14 protein-coding genes are annotated in these 14,544 nt (G+C 73.5%); 12 read left to right on the forward strand and 2 right to left on the reverse strand.

Features of this window, described 5'->3' with window-relative positions:
* The first annotated feature begins 19 nt into the window (after positions 1-19).
* From V5E28_RS11585 to V5E28_RS11635, 11 genes are all read left to right on the forward strand, one after another.
* A complete protein-coding gene (locus V5E28_RS11585; RefSeq protein WP_336206682.1) occupies positions 20-961 on the forward strand; it encodes an ABC transporter ATP-binding protein in 942 nt (313 codons plus the stop codon).
* Positions 961-1,968, forward strand: coding sequence for an ABC transporter permease (locus V5E28_RS11590; RefSeq protein WP_336206684.1), 1,008 nt, complete (start codon positions 961-963; stop codon positions 1,966-1,968). Before V5E28_RS11585 ends, V5E28_RS11590 begins: the two co-directional genes overlap by 1 nt.
* Positions 1,965-3,074: an ABC transporter permease gene (locus V5E28_RS11595; protein ID WP_336206686.1), complete on the forward strand. Its 1,110-nt coding sequence runs from the start codon at positions 1,965-1,967 to the stop codon at positions 3,072-3,074. The genes V5E28_RS11590 and V5E28_RS11595 overlap by 4 nt, the downstream gene beginning before the upstream one ends.
* A gap of 123 nt (positions 3,075-3,197) precedes the next feature.
* A complete protein-coding gene (locus V5E28_RS11600; protein ID WP_336206688.1) occupies positions 3,198-5,201 on the forward strand; it encodes a beta-ketoacyl synthase N-terminal-like domain-containing protein in 2,004 nt (667 codons plus the stop codon).
* Positions 5,202-5,248: 47 nt separating this feature from the next.
* Positions 5,249-5,779 carry a hypothetical protein gene (locus V5E28_RS11605; protein ID WP_336206689.1) on the forward strand — a complete coding sequence of 177 codons (531 nt, stop codon included), beginning with the start codon at positions 5,249-5,251 and terminating at the stop codon, positions 5,777-5,779.
* 125 nt (positions 5,780-5,904) lie between these two features.
* Positions 5,905-6,549: a class I SAM-dependent methyltransferase gene (locus V5E28_RS11610; RefSeq protein ID WP_336206691.1), complete on the forward strand. Its 645-nt coding sequence runs from the start codon at positions 5,905-5,907 to the stop codon at positions 6,547-6,549.
* 214 nt (positions 6,550-6,763) lie between these two features.
* On the forward strand, positions 6,764-7,672 hold the full coding sequence (locus V5E28_RS11615) for an ATP-binding cassette domain-containing protein (protein WP_336206693.1): 909 nt from the start codon (positions 6,764-6,766) through the stop codon (positions 7,670-7,672).
* Positions 7,669-8,451 (forward strand): ABC transporter permease, encoded by a 783-nt coding sequence (locus V5E28_RS11620; protein ID WP_336206695.1) that lies wholly within the window; start codon positions 7,669-7,671, stop codon positions 8,449-8,451. Before V5E28_RS11615 ends, V5E28_RS11620 begins: the two co-directional genes overlap by 4 nt.
* Before the next feature lie 11 nt (positions 8,452-8,462).
* Positions 8,463-9,575 carry a sensor histidine kinase gene (locus V5E28_RS11625; RefSeq protein ID WP_336206697.1) on the forward strand — a complete coding sequence of 371 codons (1,113 nt, stop codon included), beginning with the start codon at positions 8,463-8,465 and terminating at the stop codon, positions 9,573-9,575.
* Positions 9,566-10,210 carry a response regulator transcription factor gene (locus tag V5E28_RS11630; protein ID WP_336206699.1) on the forward strand — a complete coding sequence of 215 codons (645 nt, stop codon included), beginning with the start codon at positions 9,566-9,568 and terminating at the stop codon, positions 10,208-10,210. Before V5E28_RS11625 ends, V5E28_RS11630 begins: the two co-directional genes overlap by 10 nt.
* A 17-nt stretch (positions 10,211-10,227) precedes the next feature.
* Positions 10,228-11,037, forward strand: coding sequence for a pentapeptide repeat-containing protein (locus V5E28_RS11635; protein WP_336206701.1), 810 nt, complete (start codon positions 10,228-10,230; stop codon positions 11,035-11,037).
* Between the two features lie 49 nt (positions 11,038-11,086).
* On the opposite strand, the gene V5E28_RS11640 is transcribed toward V5E28_RS11635, so the two are convergent.
* Positions 11,087-11,644, reverse strand: a complete 558-nt coding sequence (locus tag V5E28_RS11640) for a fasciclin domain-containing protein (protein WP_336206702.1) — start codon at positions 11,642-11,644, stop codon at positions 11,087-11,089.
* 181 nt (positions 11,645-11,825) lie between these two features.
* On the opposite strand from V5E28_RS11640, the gene V5E28_RS11645 reads away from it, so the two are divergent.
* Positions 11,826-13,343: an SDR family oxidoreductase gene (locus V5E28_RS11645; RefSeq protein ID WP_336206704.1), complete on the forward strand. Its 1,518-nt coding sequence runs from the start codon at positions 11,826-11,828 to the stop codon at positions 13,341-13,343.
* Between the two features lie 36 nt (positions 13,344-13,379).
* Here the strand turns inward: V5E28_RS11645 and V5E28_RS11650 are convergent, their stop codons facing one another.
* Positions 13,380-14,456, reverse strand: coding sequence for an NADH:flavin oxidoreductase/NADH oxidase (locus V5E28_RS11650; RefSeq protein ID WP_442945796.1), 1,077 nt, complete (start codon positions 14,454-14,456; stop codon positions 13,380-13,382).
* Between the last annotated feature and the right edge of the window lie 88 nt (positions 14,457-14,544).

Raw genomic sequence — 14,544 nt, forward strand, 5'->3', positions numbered from 1 at the left:
CGCTGGTGGGCTGGCGGCCATGAGTGACGTGATATTGGCCTGCGAGAACCTGCGCAAGCGCTACGGCGGCACCGAGGCGGTCAGCGGCCTCGGCTTCAGCATCGCCGCCGGCGAGACGTACGGGCTGCTGGGGCCCAACGGGGCGGGCAAGACGACGGCCATCTCGATGATCGTGGGCGTGCTGCGGCGAGACGCCGGCACGGTGACGATCGACGGGCGGCCGCACGACGTCGACGACAGGCCCGGCAAGGCGCTCATCGGCTACGTGCCGCAGGAGCTCGGGCTCTACCGGGAGCTGACGGCGCGCGAGAACCTGCGCTTCTTCGCCCGGCTGCACGGGATGCGGCACCGGGAGCGCGAGCGCCGGGTGGCCGAGGTGCTGGAGGTCGTCGGCCTGTCGGACCGGGCGGGCGGCAAGGTGGCCGAATACTCCGGAGGCATGATGCGCAGGCTCAACATCGGCATCGGCCTGCTGAACCGGCCGCGGCTGCTCGTCCTGGACGAGCCCACGGCCGGGGTGGACCCGCACAGCCGCAACACCATCCTGGACAGCGTCCGGGTGCTCGCCGACGAGGGCGTGGCCGTCCTCTACACGACGCACTACATGGAGGAGGCCGAGCGGCTCTGCGACCGGGTCGGTGTCATCGACGAGGGCCGACTGCGCGCCGAGGGCACCAGGCGCGAGCTCGTGGCGCTGGTGGACGAGCACGACCGGGTGTCCCTGGGGGTGGACGGCGACCCAGTCCCGGCCGTGCGCGCGCTGGCCGCCCTGCCCCGGGTGCGGCAGGCGCGCGGCGACAGCGGCCGGGTGGAACTGCTCGTCGACGGCGCCGCCCGCGAGCTGCCCGCGATCCTCGCCGCGGCGGAGCGGGCGGGCTCGGCGGTGCGGTCGGTCGAGGTGCGCGAGCCCGATCTGGAAGCGGTGTTCCTGCACCTGACCGGCAAGGGGCTGAGGGACTGATGCGGGCGTTCGGCATCATCCTGGCCAAGGACCTGCGGCAGCGGCTGAGGGACGGCTCGCTGCTGCTTCTGGGCATCGTGCTCCCGCTCACCCTCGCGTTCGTGCTCGGCCTGGCGTCCGGCCAGGCCGAGCCGAGCGCCTTCGCCGTGGCCGGTCAAGGGCCGTTCGTCGAGCAGGCACTGCGCCCTCTTGAGCGGTCCGGGCAGATCAGCCTGCGAGCCGCCGCGTCGCCGGAGGAAGGCGCCCGTCTCGTCAGGGACGGCGAGGTCGCCGCGCTCTTCGCGGTGAACGGCGACTCCATCGAGGTGATCGGCCACGCCGGGCAGCCCCTGGCCGTGCAGCTCGCCCGGGGCGTCGCCGAGACGTACAACGCCCAGCGGCAGCCGGCGACGCTGCCGGTCACCGTGACGCGGGACGGCACGCTGGACGGCGAGGAGCTCGACCCGCGGACCCGCCAGGCGGCGGGGCCGGCCGTCTTCTTCCTGTTCACGCTGGTGTCCGGGACCGCCGGGGTGCTGGCGGAGCGGCGAGAGGGCACGCTGGTCAGGATGCTGGCCGCCCCGGTCGGCCGGTGGAGCGTCCTGGCGGCGAAGCTGGGCGGCGGGGTGCTGGTCGGGCTGGCCGCCATGGCGGTGCTGGTCTGGGTGACGGGCCTGCTGTTCGGGGCGGTGTGGGGCGCCCCGTTCGTGGTGTCCGTGCTGGTGGTGGCGGTCGTGCTGGCGGCCTCGGGGGTGGCCGCGCTGGCGGGGTCGTTCGCCCGTACGCCGGAGCAGGCGGTCAACCAGCAGAACGCCGTCGCGGTGGTCCTCGGCCTGGCCGGCGGCTCGATCTTCCCGGTGCCGCCGGTGGGCGGGCTGGACGTGCTCGGCCTCCTCAGCCCGCACCTGTGGTTCCTGCGCGGGCTGGGGAGCGGGGAGGTCGCCGTCCCCGCGCTGGTGCTGCTGGGGTTCGCGGCCGCCGGGTGGGGGCTGGCGCTGGCTCGTACCGGAAGGACGTTCCTGACATGAAGATCCTCGTCATCGGGGCGGTCAGCCTCCGCCTGACCTTCCGCGAGCGCGGAAACCTGTTCTACATGGTCGCCCTGCCGCTGTTGCTGGTCTTCCTGCTCGGCATGCTGTTCGGCGAACGGGAGCAGCGGCTCGGCGTGACCGGGGGCGACGGCTCCCTGGCCGGACAGCTGGTGCGGGAACTGCGGGTGGGCGGTGGAGTCGCGGTCGAGCGGGTCGCCGGCCAGGAGGCTCTCCGCCTCGCGGTGTCCCGGGGGCGGGTACGGGCCGGGCTGGTGATTCCGGACGGCTACGAGCAGCGGGTGCGCGCCCGGCAGCCGGTGGAAGTGACCTTCCTGTCCAAGCGGGACGATCCAGCCTCGGCCGGTCTCGAGATCCAGGTCAGGTCCGCCGTGGCGCGGGAGGCGGCCCGGCTGGGGGCGGCGTCCGGCGACGGCGGTCCGGTGGCGTCGCCGCCGCGGGCCGAGGTGCGCATCGTGGGCCGGGAGCCGGATCCAGGAGGCCTCGGCGGCTTCGCCGTTTCGGCCCCGTCGCTGCTGGTCATGTTCGTCTTCTTCATGTCGCTGGTCGCCTCGCTGGGCATGGTCGCGGGGCTGAGCGCCGGAGTGCCCCGCCGGATGTACGCGACGCCGACCTCGGCGGCGGCCATCGCGGGCGGGGAGGCGGCGGGCCGGATCCTCGTCGCTCTGGCCCAGGGAGTGATCATCATTGCCGGCTCGACGCTGCTGTTCGGGATGGACTGGGGGGATCCGCTGGGCGCCGCGGCCCTGCTCACGGCGCTCGTCCTGGTGGGAGGGGGCGCCGCGATGCTGCTCGGATCGCTCTTCCGGGCACCGGAGGTGGTGTTCGGCCTGGCCATGATCCTCGGTATCGGGCTGCCCACGGTCGGCGGCACGTTCGTGCCCCGGCTGGAGCAGATGGGCGAGCCGCTGCGGACCATCGCCCACCTGACTCCGCACGCCTGGGGCTACAAGGGGTTCGCCACGCTCGTCGGGCGCGGCGGCGGCTTCGCCGACATCCTGCTGCCCCTCGGCGTCCTGACGATCTTCGCGACCGTGCTCATGGCGGCCGGTGTGTGGCGATTCCATCGCAGACTCCTCGCCTGACGCGAGCCCGGCGGCGGTGGCCCGGCATGGTGCTTTGACCTGGGACCAGGCGGCCCCCCACAGTGATTCCCCGTGATCGGGTGATCACTGCCGGCGAAGGTCCGGGAGGGCGGGAGCGTGCTCGTGGGTGGAGTGGGTGACCAGGCGGTGGCGGTCGTCGGGGCCGGCTGCCGGCTGCCGGACGGGATCGCGGATCTCGACGGGCTGTGGGCGGCGCTGGACGGCGGTCCGAAGGCGGGCGGGCAGGTCCCTGGCGGGTTCTCGCAGGAAACGCATGGGTTCGACGCCGCATATTTCGGGATGTCGCCCGACGAGGCGGTGCGGCTCGATCCCCGGCACCATCTGCTGCTGGAACTGGCCGTCGAAGCCCTGGACGACGCGGGCATCGACCCCGCCCGGCTGGCCGCCTCCGACACCGGCGTGTTCGCCGGCCTCGGCGGCCCGCGGGCGGTGTGGCCCGTGACGGCCGCCGAGGTGGTCTCGCGGCACTTCGATCTGCGCGGCCCCGGCGCGGAGGTGGACAGGGGCTGCTCGTCCTCATTGGTGGCGCTGGCGCGGGCCTGCCATGGGCTCGTCTCCGGTGACAGCCGGGTCGTCCTGGCCGGCGGGGTGTTCCTCAGCCTGGGCCAGGCTCAGGTGCACGACGGGCCCGGCGAGGCGGACCAGCACCCTCTGCACGGCGCGATGCTGGTGCTCAAGCGGCTCGGCGACGCGCTGGCCGACCGCGACCGCATCCACGGCGTGCTCGCCGGCTGGGGCAGCGGCGGCCTGGGGCCGGACCTGCTGCGGCAGGTGTACGAGCGGGCCAGGGTGGACCCCGGCGACCTGGCGTACCTGGAGGCGCACGGCACCGGCGCCCCGGCCGAGTGGCAGGCCCTGGGCCACGCGTTGGCCGAGCCGCGTGAAAACCCGCTGCCGGTGCGGCCGGATCCGGGACGGCTGGGAGCGGCCTCGGGCGTGGTGGCGGTGCTGAAGGCGCTGCTGGCGCTGCGGCACCGGGGGATCCCGGCGTCGCCGCACGCCGAGCCGCCCGATCCGGGTGTCGACTTCGAGGGGCTGCGGCTGGCTCCGGTGGCCGCAGCGATCCCGGCGGCCAAGGGGTTCGTCGGGGTGAACTCCGCCGCCGCCGGTGGGGGCGCGCACGTCATCGTCGCCCCCGCCCCGGCAGACCTGGGCAGGCCCGTACGGCAGCGCGGCCCGCTGCCGGTGGTGGTGTCGGCGCGCTCGGAGCAGGCGCTGGCCGAGGCCGCCCGGCGGATGGCGGCCCGCCTGGTGGCGGCCGCGCAGGAGGAGTTCTACGACCTGGCCTACACCTCGTGCGCGCGGCGCGGGCGGCACCCCCACCGGCGGGTGGTGCTGGCCGACGGCCCACAGGAGGCGGCCGAGCGGCTCACCCTCGGCAGGCCGGCGGCCGGCGACGGGCGGGTCGTCTTCGTCTACGGCGAGGCGGGTGAGTGGCCCGGCATGGGCGCCGACCTGCAGGCCCGTGACCGCGCCTTCCGCTCGGCGGTGGAGCGTGCGGACACCGCGCTGGCGCCGCACCTGGGCTGGTCGGTCGCCGGGAGGCTGGCCGCGCCGGGGGAGTGGGGGAGCGACGAGGCCTGGCCGCTGCGGTTCGCGGTGCAGGTGGGAATGACCGGGATGCTGGCCGCCCGTGGGATCACAGCGGGCGCGACCACAGCGCACGGCACCGGCGCGGTGGCGGCGGCCTGGGCGGCAGGCGAGCTGACTCTAGAGGAGGCGGCGAGGGCGGTGGCCGAGCCGGGCGGCGCGGCGCGGGTGGTGGCCGGGCCTGGGGGAGGGCCGGACGGCGTGGCGGGGTTCGAGTTGTTCGCCCTGATCGGCCCGTGCACGCGGGGGCCGCTCGCGCGCCCGGCCACGGTCGTCGCCACGATGGACCCGCACCGCGACGGCGTGCGGGCCGTCGACGAGGCGGTGGCGGAGCTGATCACCGCGGGCGCGGACGCCGATTGGAACGCGTTCTTCCCGCGCCCCGGCCGGGTGGCGGACCTCCCGGCCTACCCCTGGCGGCGGAGACGCCATCAGGCGGGCATCTCCGTGCCGCCTGCCAGGCGGATGCTACAGAATGTAACGCCAGCGGCACTGTACGCAGGGGGAGTCTCTTGACGTCATCCCCGCCTGAAGGACGAGGTTTCCACACCCGAGGAGATTCGATGAACGTCAGGTCGATCGGCGCGGCCGCGGGAGTCGTGGCCGCGCTCAGCCTCACCATCGGTCCCGCCCAGGCCCGGCCGGCCACGCTGACCTGTGACGTCGGCACCCCGCCCGGCGGCCCGCCGACGTTCGCCCCGCGGCTCGGGCTGATGCCGGGGAAGGTCACGGTGCGCGGCGCGCTGTGGCTGAGCGGCTGTCACGGCTCGCGCCCGCGGCTCAGGTCTGCCTGGGTCACCCTGCGAGGCGCAGGCCACGCCTCCTGCGCCGGCGCCCGCGACCTGCGCGGCACCGCCACCATCACCTGGTACAACACGATCGGCCGGCCCGTCGGCAGTTCCACGCTGCGCACCCGTGGCAACGACCTCGCGGTGCGAGGCCCGGGCGGCGGACTGCTCACCGGCACGGTGACCAGCGGCCCACTGGCCGGCGAGCGGTCCCGGGGCGGGATCACGCCGACGGACACCGTGCTGACCTGCGCCATGCGGGGCACCGGCGCGATCTCCGGCGGCGGCCGCGTCGATTTCGGCTGAGCCGTGAATCAAGCCCGCGCGCACGTGATCGCGGTCATGCAGGATTGAACGATGAACTCCTGGCACGCTCGGACCCCGCGCGCGGAAGGGACGGCATAGCGGCTTTGAAAGAGCTGGCGGAAATCATGCATCGCACCTTTTTCAGGACGCTCTCCCTGCTCTCCTCGCGAGGGCAGGGGACACTCTTGCGCCGCTACTTCGACTGGTGGCACCGCCGCCCCGACCCGTGGAACATGGGCACGGACGCCTACGAGCAGGGGAAGTACGCCGCCACGCTCGCCCAACTCCCCGACCACCCCTACCGCCGCATCCTGGAGGTCGGATGCAGCGAGGGCGTGTTCACCGAGCTGCTGGTCAAGGCCTACCCCGACGCTCACATCACGGGGGTGGACATCTCCGAACGGGCCCTGCGCCGGGCCCGTGAGCGCGTCGCCGAGGCGGCCGACCGGACGATGCTGCTCTCCGCCGACCTGCTCACCTTCACCACCGAGCACCGCTACGACCTGGTGTTCTGCTCGGAGACGCTCTACTACCTCGGCCGGCGCGACCGCCTGCGGCTGGCGAGCGCCCGGTTGACCGGTCTGCTGGCCCCCGGCGGCGTCCTGGTGCTGGTGCACCCCTGGCCGGAGGCGAGGCGGCTGCACCACTTCGTCGACTCCGGCCGGGCGGTGTCCCGGATCGGCGAGCTGGTGGAGACCTCCGCGCACCGGCCGTTCTCCGTCTCGGTCTATCAGGCCCCCGGCCGCCGAGAGGGCTCGGCCGGCTTCTGAGCCAGGAGGCGCTGGGCGGGGCGCGTCGGTCCAGCCGCACTCGCGGGTCATCACCAGGAACAGCTCGGGCGACAGCAGCCCGACCGCGAGCGCCTGCCGCCGCCGGCGGCTGTCGAAGTCACCTTCGAGGAGGCCGCCTTACGGGAAACCGCCACAGGAGTCGGCGGACCGCCACCATGGTCGGCTACCTCCCGGCTCCCTACCGTGAGGGAGCGTGATACTCCTCGACCGACTCACCAAACGGTTCGGCGACCGGACCGCCGTCGACGACCTGAGCCTGGAGCTGAAGCCCGGCACGGTCACCGGCTTCCTCGGCCCCAACGGCGCCGGCAAATCGACCGCCATGCGGATGATCCTGGGGCTGGACCGGCCGACCGCGGGCCGGGCGCTCGTCGGCGGCAGGCCGTACCACGAGCTGGAGCACCCGCTCCGCACGGTCGGCGCGCTGCTGGACGCCCGCGCCGTGCATCCGGCGCGCAGCGGGCGCGCGCACCTGCTGGCGCTGGCCCGCAGCAACGGCATCCCCAAGGCGCGCGTGGCGCGGGTGCTGGAGCTGTCGGGACTCGGCGCCGCCGCCGGGAAGCGGGCCGGCACCCTCTCACTGGGCATGAGCCAGCGGCTGGGCATCGCGGGGGCGCTGCTGGGCGATCCGGAGGTGCTGATGTTCGACGAGCCCGTCAACGGGCTCGACCCGGACGGGGTGCGCTGGGTGCGCGGGCTGATGAGGTCGCTGGCAGGGGAGGGGCGTACGGTCTTCGTCTCCAGCCACCTGATGAGCGAGATGCAGCTCACGGCCGACCACCTGGTGGTGATCGGCAAGGGGCGCCTGATCGCCGACGCGCCGCTCGAGCAGGTGCTGGCGAACCCGTCGGTGCTGATCCGCAGCCCGCACGCCGGCGAGCTCGCGGCACGGCTGGCCGCCGAGGGAGTGGTGGTGGAGCGGCGCGGCGAGAACGAGCTGATCGCCACCGGCGCCTCCATCGAACGCATCGGCGACCTGGCGCACGACGCGGGCGTCCGGCTGCACGAGCTGAGCCCGCGCGCGGCCTCGCTGGAGCAGGCCTACCACGAGCTCACCGCGGGCAGCGTGGAGTACGGCGCGTCGAAGGAAGGCGCCCGATGAGGAACGCGATGGCGGCCGAGTGGACCAAGCTCTGGTCGGTGCGCTCGACCTGGTGGTGCCTGGCCGCGGGGGTGGTCGCGACCGTGCTCGGCGCGCTGACGCTGGGCGGGGCGCAGGCGACGGAGGCCATGCGCGAGGGGCTCGCGGGGGTCCGGATCGTGGCGACGGAGCCGGTGGTCTCGGCGATGGCGTTCGCCCACTACGCGGTGATCACGCTGGCGATGCTCGCGGTCACCTCGGAGTACGCCTCCGGCTCGATCCGCGGCACGCTGCAGGCCGTGCCGATCCGCGGGCGCGTGCTGGCGGCCAAGGCGCTGGTGGTCGCGCCCGCGATGTTCGCCGCCGGGGTGCTGTCGGGAGCCGTGGCCGCGCTCGTCACCTACGCGGTGCTGGCCTCGCCGGTGTTCGGTGGGCTGACCGTGTTCCCGATCGGCGAGGTCGTCGCTGACCTGCTGCGGCTCGGCCTGTTCTGCGCGCTCATGGCGGCGGTGACGGTCGGGGTGAGCGTCGCCGTACGCGCCTCCGCGGGCTCGCTCACCCTGATGTTCATGCTGACGATGGGGCTGCCGCTGATGCTGGTCATGACGGGCGTCCAGGTCGCGCTGGAGGTGTCGCTGCGGATGCCGCTGTTCGCCGGGCTGGCGTTCATGGAGAGCACCGACAACATGACGGGCGGGCCGATCCCGTACTCGCCCGCCGAGGGGCTGGCCTGGCTGGTGGCGTGGGCGGTGCTGGCGCTGGCCGCGGGCCAGGTCGTGTTGCGCCGGCGCGACGCCTAGACTGCGCAGCCGTGGCGGGCGTCATCGTGCGAAGGCTGGCCGGCGTGCTGGCGGGGATGGTCACCGGTGCCGCCGGGCTGCTCCTGCTCGTGCTGGCCTGGCCGTTCAGGAAGCGCTGGGCGCCCCGGCTGGTGGCGCTCGAACGGGCGCGGCTGCGTGCCCTCTTCGGTCAGGACAGCGACACGGGCACGGCGGGACCGGCCTATCTGGCGCTGCGCGCGCTGGCCGGGCTGCTCGGCGGATACGTGGTCACGTCCGTGCTCTTCCTCGGCCTGCTGCTCCTGGCAGGCGGCGGTTGGGCGGTGCTGTCGGGCCGGTCCTCTCCCGTGTCGCTGGAGTTCCCCGGCGTTCACATGATCACCGACAGCTGGATCGTCGGCGCCGTCTCCGGTGCCTTCCTGGTGGCGCTCGGCGTGCTCTGCTGCCAGGGGGTGGTGGCCGTAGAGCGGTGGCTGGCCGCCCGCTTCCTCGGCCCGGGCGCGAACGAGCGGATGCGGCGGCGGATCGCCGAGCTCACGGAGACCCGGTCCGGCATCCTGCGCGCGGTGGACGACGAGCGCCGCAGGATCGAGCGCGACCTGCACGACGGCGTCCAGCAGCGCGGCGTCGCCCTGGCCATGCTGCTCGGCCGCGCCCGTCACGATCCGGGCGCCGCCGCGGCCCTGGTCGACCAGGCCTACACCGAGGCCCGCCAGCTCCTGGACGAGCTGCGCAGCGTGGCCTGGCGCATCTACCCGACCGCGCTCGACGAGCTCGGCCTGCGGGCCGCGCTCGCAGGCGTCGCCGAGCGCTCCAGCGTGCCGGTGACCATCCACCACGGGCTGACCGGACGGCCCGTCTCGGAGGTGGAGACGGCCCTGTACTTCGTGGCCCGCGAGGCGATCACCAACGCGGTCAAGCACGCCCGGGCCCGTGACATCCTGGTCGTCCTGAGCGAGGACGAGCGGACGGTGCGGGTGGTGATCTCCGACGACGGCGTGGGCGGGGCCGACCCGTCCGGTGCCGGCCTCTCCGGTCTCGCCCGGCGGGTGCTGGCCCTCGACGGCGCCTTCGAGGTGACCGGCTCCGAAGCCGGCGGCACCCGGGTGTCCGCCACGCTGCCCAAGCAGGCGCCGTGCGGCTGATCCTGGCCGACGACGCCGTGCTGCTCCGCGAAGGGCTGGCCGTGCTGCTGCGCGAGGCCGGACACGACGTCGTGGCGGCGGTGGGCGACGCCCCCTCCCTCATCGACGCCGTCGGCGCCCACCGCCCCGACGTCGCCGTCGTCGACGTCCGCATGCCGCCGGACCACACCGACGACGGGCTGCGCGCCGCGCTGCGCATCCGCGAGAGCTGGCCCGGCGTGGGCGTGCTCGTCCTGTCCCAGTACGTCGACAAGATCTACGCGGCCCAGCTGCTCGCCGGAGCCGCCGGAGGACTCGGATACCTGCTGAAGGACCGGGTGTCGGAGGTGGCGGAGTTCCTCGAGTCGCTGGAGCGCGTCCACGCCGGCGGCACCGTCATCGACCCGGAGGTGGTCCGCCAGCTTCTCGCCCGCACCACCCACGTCGACCCGCTGCGCACGCTGACCGAGCGCGAGCGGGAGGTGCTGCGCCACCTGGCGCAGGGCTACGCCAACGCGGCGATCGCCGCAGTCCTGCACGTATCATTGAGCACTGTCGAAAAGCACATCAACGCCATCTTCGAGAAGCTGGATCTGCCGGCCACCCCCACCTACAGCAGGCGGGTGCTCGCGATCCTGCGCTACCTCGACACCTGATCGGGAGGACGAGCGGGTTGCCGGACAAGCAGGCCCTCCGGGCGGACTGCACGAGCTGCTTCGGCCTGTGCTGCGTCGCGCTGCCCTTCGCCGCCTCCGCGGACTTCGCCGTCGACAAGCCGGCCGGGCAGCCGTGCGCCAACCTGCAGGACGACTTCCGCTGCGGCATCCACCGGCGGCTGCGGCAGGAGGGCTTCACCGGCTGCACCGTCTACGACTGCTTCGGCGCGGGGCAGCAGGTCTCCCAGGTCACGTACGAGGGACGGGACTGGCGGCGGCATCCGGAGACCGCCAAGCAGATGTTCGAGGTGTTCCCGGTCATGAGGCAGCTGCACGAGCTGCTGTCCTACCTCACCGAGGCCCTGACGCTGCCCGCCGCCGCCCCTGTCCACGGCGACCTCCGCCCGGCGCTCGACGAGACCGAGCGCCTCACCCGCCAGAGTCCCGGCGTGCTGCTGGAGCTGGACGTCGCCGCCCACCGGCAGCGGGTCAACGTCCTGCTGCTGCGCACCAGCGAGCTCGTCAGGGCCGGCGCGGGCCGCCGCAAGAAGGACCGCAGGGGCGCCGACCTCATCGGCGCCAACCTCAAGGGCGCCGACCTGGCGGGCGCCAACCTTCGGGGCGCCTACCTCATCGGCGCCAAGCTGAAGGGCGCCGACCTGAGGCGCGCCGACCTCATCGGCGCCGATCTGCGTGGCGCCGACCTCAGCGGAGCCGACCTCACCGGCAGCATCTTCCTCACTCAGGCGCAGCTCAACGCGGCCAAGGGTGACGCCGCCACCAGGCTCCCGCCCGCGCTCACCCGCCCGGCGCACTGGACGTCCTGAACGGGGGCGCGTCAGGCGTCCCCGGGACGGGGACGCCTGACGAGGGGCGCTACTTGGGCATGAGGACCTTGTCGATGACGTAGACGGTGGCGTTCTTCGTCGGCACGTCGCCGCAGACCACCTTCGCGTCGTTGACCGTGAACTCCTCTCCCGAGCCCTTCGCGGTCAGCTCGCCACCCTGGAGGGTGGTGAGCGTGGCGTCCTCGAGATCGGCCGGGGTCTTCTTGCCCTTCACCACGTGGTAGGTGAGGATCTCGGTGAGCTGCTTCTTGTCGGCCATGACCTTGTCGAGGGTCTCCTTCGGGATCGCCTCGAACGCCTGGTTGGTCGGTGCGAACACCGTGATGTTCTCGGCCGAGTCCAGTTGGTCCACCAGACCGGCCTGCTCCAGCGCGTCCGTCAGCGTGGACAGTTCGCTCACCTCGGAGGCCGCGGTGCCGACCGGCTGGTCGGCGATGGTGGAGGTGGCGCCTTCGAGTGCGGTGCACGCGGGTCCGAACGGGCTGCCCTCGGGTGATTCGGGCGCGGGGGAGAGCGCGGACGCACTGGTGGTGCCGGCCACGGTCGTGGTCAGCGTCATGGCTGCGGCGAGCAGGATTCTTTTCACCTTGGTCTCCTGGGTTCGATGGGAGCCGTCGGCGTGATGGGGCCGTTGTTCCTCCATCCAGTCTCCGGAGGCTTCGAGAACCCTGGGGTTGCATTTCCCCCAAAAGGGGATAAAGGGCACATGCTGTGACTCTTGAATGGCTCCAGATTCGAGAAAGACAGGAGTCAGGAGGTGGTTGCGGATGGCGCGATGCCTGGTCACCGGCGCGACGGGCTACATCGGCGGGAGACTCGTCCCCGAGCTGCTCGCGGCGGGTCACGACGTCCGCTGCATGGTCCGGTCCGCGGGACGGCTGCGCGACCTGCCATGGGCCGGACACGTCGAGGTCGCCGAGGCCGACGCCCACGACGCCGATCGTACGGCGGCAGCCCTGCGGGGGATCGACGTCGCCTATTACCTCATCCACACCATGGGCGGCGGGAAAGGCTTCGAGGAGGCCGACCGGACGGCCGCCGTCGGCTTCGCCAGGGCCGCCGAGGCGGCCGGCGTGCGGCGGATCGTCTACCTCGGCGGCCTCACCCCGGGCACGGGCGGCGAGCTGTCGCCGCACATGAGCTCGCGGTCCGAGGTGGGCGAGATCTTCCTGCGGTCCGGCGTGCCCGCCGTCGTTCTTCGAGCCGCGATGATCATCGGCTCGGGATCCGCCTCCTTCGAGATGCTGCGCTACCTCACCGAACGGCTGCCCATGATGACCACCCCCCGCTGGGTGCGCAGCCGTACGCAACCCATCGCCGTCCGCGACGTGCTGCGCTACCTCGTCGCCTGGGCGGGCATCCCCGACGAGGTCGACCGGGCCTTCGACATCGGCGGGCCCGACGTGCTGACCTACGCCGAAATGATCCAGCACCACGCCTCCGTCGCCGGCCTGCCGACGCGCGTGATCATCCCGGTGCCGGTGCTGAGCCCGGGGCTGTCCAGCCACTGGGTCGGCCTCGTCACCCCCGTCCCGGCCAACATCGCGCGCCCCCTGGTGGAGTCGCTGCGCAACCCGGCGGTCTGCCGGGAGCACGACATCGCCGCACACGTCCCGGACCCGCCGGAAGGGCTGATCGGATTCCGTCAGGCCGTCTCGCTGGCTCTGCAGAGGATCAGGGAGGCCGACGTGGCGACGCGGTGGTCCTCGGCGTCCACACCGGGCGCCCCGAGCGACCCCCTGCCCACCGACCCCGACTGGGCGGGCGGCAGCCTCTACATCGACCGGCGCAGCATGCCCGTCGACGCCGCGCCCGAGGCGCTGTGGCGGGTCATCGAGGGGATCGGCGGCGAGAACGGCTGGTACTCCCTGCCCGTCGCCTGGCGGATCCGCGGCGCGCTCGACCGGATGGCGGGCGGGGTGGGCCTGCGCCGGGGCCGCCGCGACCCCCGGCGGCTGCGGGTGGGCGACTCCATCGACTTCTGGCGGGTGGAGGAGATCGAACCGGGACGCCTGCTGCGGCTGCGCGCCGAGATGCGGCTTCCCGGGCTGGCCTGGCTGGAGCTGAGCCAGGCGGAAGAGGACGGCCGCACCGTCTACCATCAGCGCGCGGTGTTCCACCCGCGTGGGTTGCTCGGCCACCTCTACTGGTGGCTGAGCTCCCCCTTCCACAGGCTGATCTTCGGCAGGATGCCGCGGAACGTCGCGGCGGCGGCCGCACGCCAGGGCGCGAAGTCCCGCCCGCGCCGCGGCCCGCACGACCGGCGGGCGAGGGAGCGTGCTTGACCCACGGTCGGCGGGCCACCCGGTGTGGTGCGGACCTCAGATGGCGCGGTGATACTGGTCGGGCCGGTGCGGCCGCACGCCCAGCTCCCGGGCGGCCTGCTGCGGCCAGTAGGGATTGCGCAGCAGCTCACGGCCGAGCAGGACGGCGTCGGCCTGCCCGGAGGTGAGGATCGACTCGGCCTGGCGCGGGTCGGTGATCTCGCCCACCGCGGCCACCGGAAGGTCGGTCTCGGCGCGCACCCGGGCGGCGAACGGCACCTGATAGCCGGGACCGGTGCTGATCCGCACGCCCGCGGCGTTGCCGCCACTGGAGACGTCCAGCAGGTCGACGCCCCGGCTGAGCAGCTCCTTGGCGAGGCGTACGGTGTCCTCGACGCTCCAGCCCTGGCCGTCGGGCAGCCAGTCGGTCGCCGAGACGCGGAAGAGCACCGGCAACTCGGCGGGCCAGACGGCGCGCACCGCGTCGACGACCTCCAGCGCGAAGCGGATGCGGTTCTCGAACGGGCCGCCGTAGGCGTCGGTGCGGTGGTTGCTGTGCGGGGAGAGGAACTCGCCGATCAGATAGCCGTGCGCGCCATGGACCTCCACGACCTTGAAGCCCGCCCGATGGGCACGCTCGGCCGCCGCGGCGAAGTCGGCCACGATGCGGCGGATCTGGTCGATCGGCAGCTCGTCAGGGGTGGGATGGCGGCCGTCGAAGGGGATCGGGCTCGGAGCGACCGTCTGCCAGCCGCCGTCGGCGGCGCTCACCGGGCCGCCGCCGCGCCACGGCCGGTCGGTGGCGGCCTTGCGGCCGGCGTGCGCGAGCTGGATGCCGGGCACGGAGCCCTGCTCGGAGAGGAAGCCGGTGATCCTGGCGAACGCCTCCTGCTGGCGGACGTTCCACAGTCCGAGATCCGCGGGGCTGATCCGGCCCTCGGGTGAGACGGCGGTGGCCTCGGCCAGGATCAGGCCCGCGCCGCCCACCGCCCGCGTCGCGAGATGGGCGAAGTGCCAGTCGTGCGGCACTCCGGCCAGCGGGCCGTCGGTGGCGGCCGAATACTGGCACATCGGGGCCATCCAGGCGCGGTTGGGAATGGTCAGCGACCGCAGGCTGATGGGGTCGAACAGCACGGAGCCTCCTAGGCTTGTACGGCACTCATCGTACTACGATAAACGACGTACTACGGTGCTTGTCGTACTATAGGGCGAGAGGAGGCGC

This window comes from Nonomuraea sp. LPB2021202275-12-8, from assembly GCF_037044575.1.
Classification (GTDB): Bacteria; Actinomycetota; Actinomycetes; order Streptosporangiales; family Streptosporangiaceae; genus Nonomuraea.

Bases quoted from the DNA above. Each gene is read 5' to 3' on its own strand.
- V5E28_RS11605 (WP_336206689.1), top strand. From the start codon at position 5,249: ATGAACGTCAGGTCGATCGGCGCGGCCGCGGGAGTCGTGGCCGCGCTC.
- V5E28_RS11585 (WP_336206682.1), top strand. From the start codon at position 20: ATGAGTGACGTGATATTGGCCTGCGAGAACCTGCGCAAGCGCTACGGC.
- V5E28_RS11595 (WP_336206686.1), top strand. From the start codon at position 1,965: ATGAAGATCCTCGTCATCGGGGCGGTCAGCCTCCGCCTGACCTTCCGC.
- V5E28_RS11590 (WP_336206684.1), top strand. From the start codon at position 961: ATGCGGGCGTTCGGCATCATCCTGGCCAAGGACCTGCGGCAGCGGCTG.
- V5E28_RS11610 (WP_336206691.1), top strand. From the start codon at position 5,905: ATGCATCGCACCTTTTTCAGGACGCTCTCCCTGCTCTCCTCGCGAGGG.
- V5E28_RS11620 (WP_336206695.1), top strand. From the start codon at position 7,669: ATGAGGAACGCGATGGCGGCCGAGTGGACCAAGCTCTGGTCGGTGCGC.
- V5E28_RS11645 (WP_336206704.1), top strand. From the start codon at position 11,826: ATGGCGCGATGCCTGGTCACCGGCGCGACGGGCTACATCGGCGGGAGA.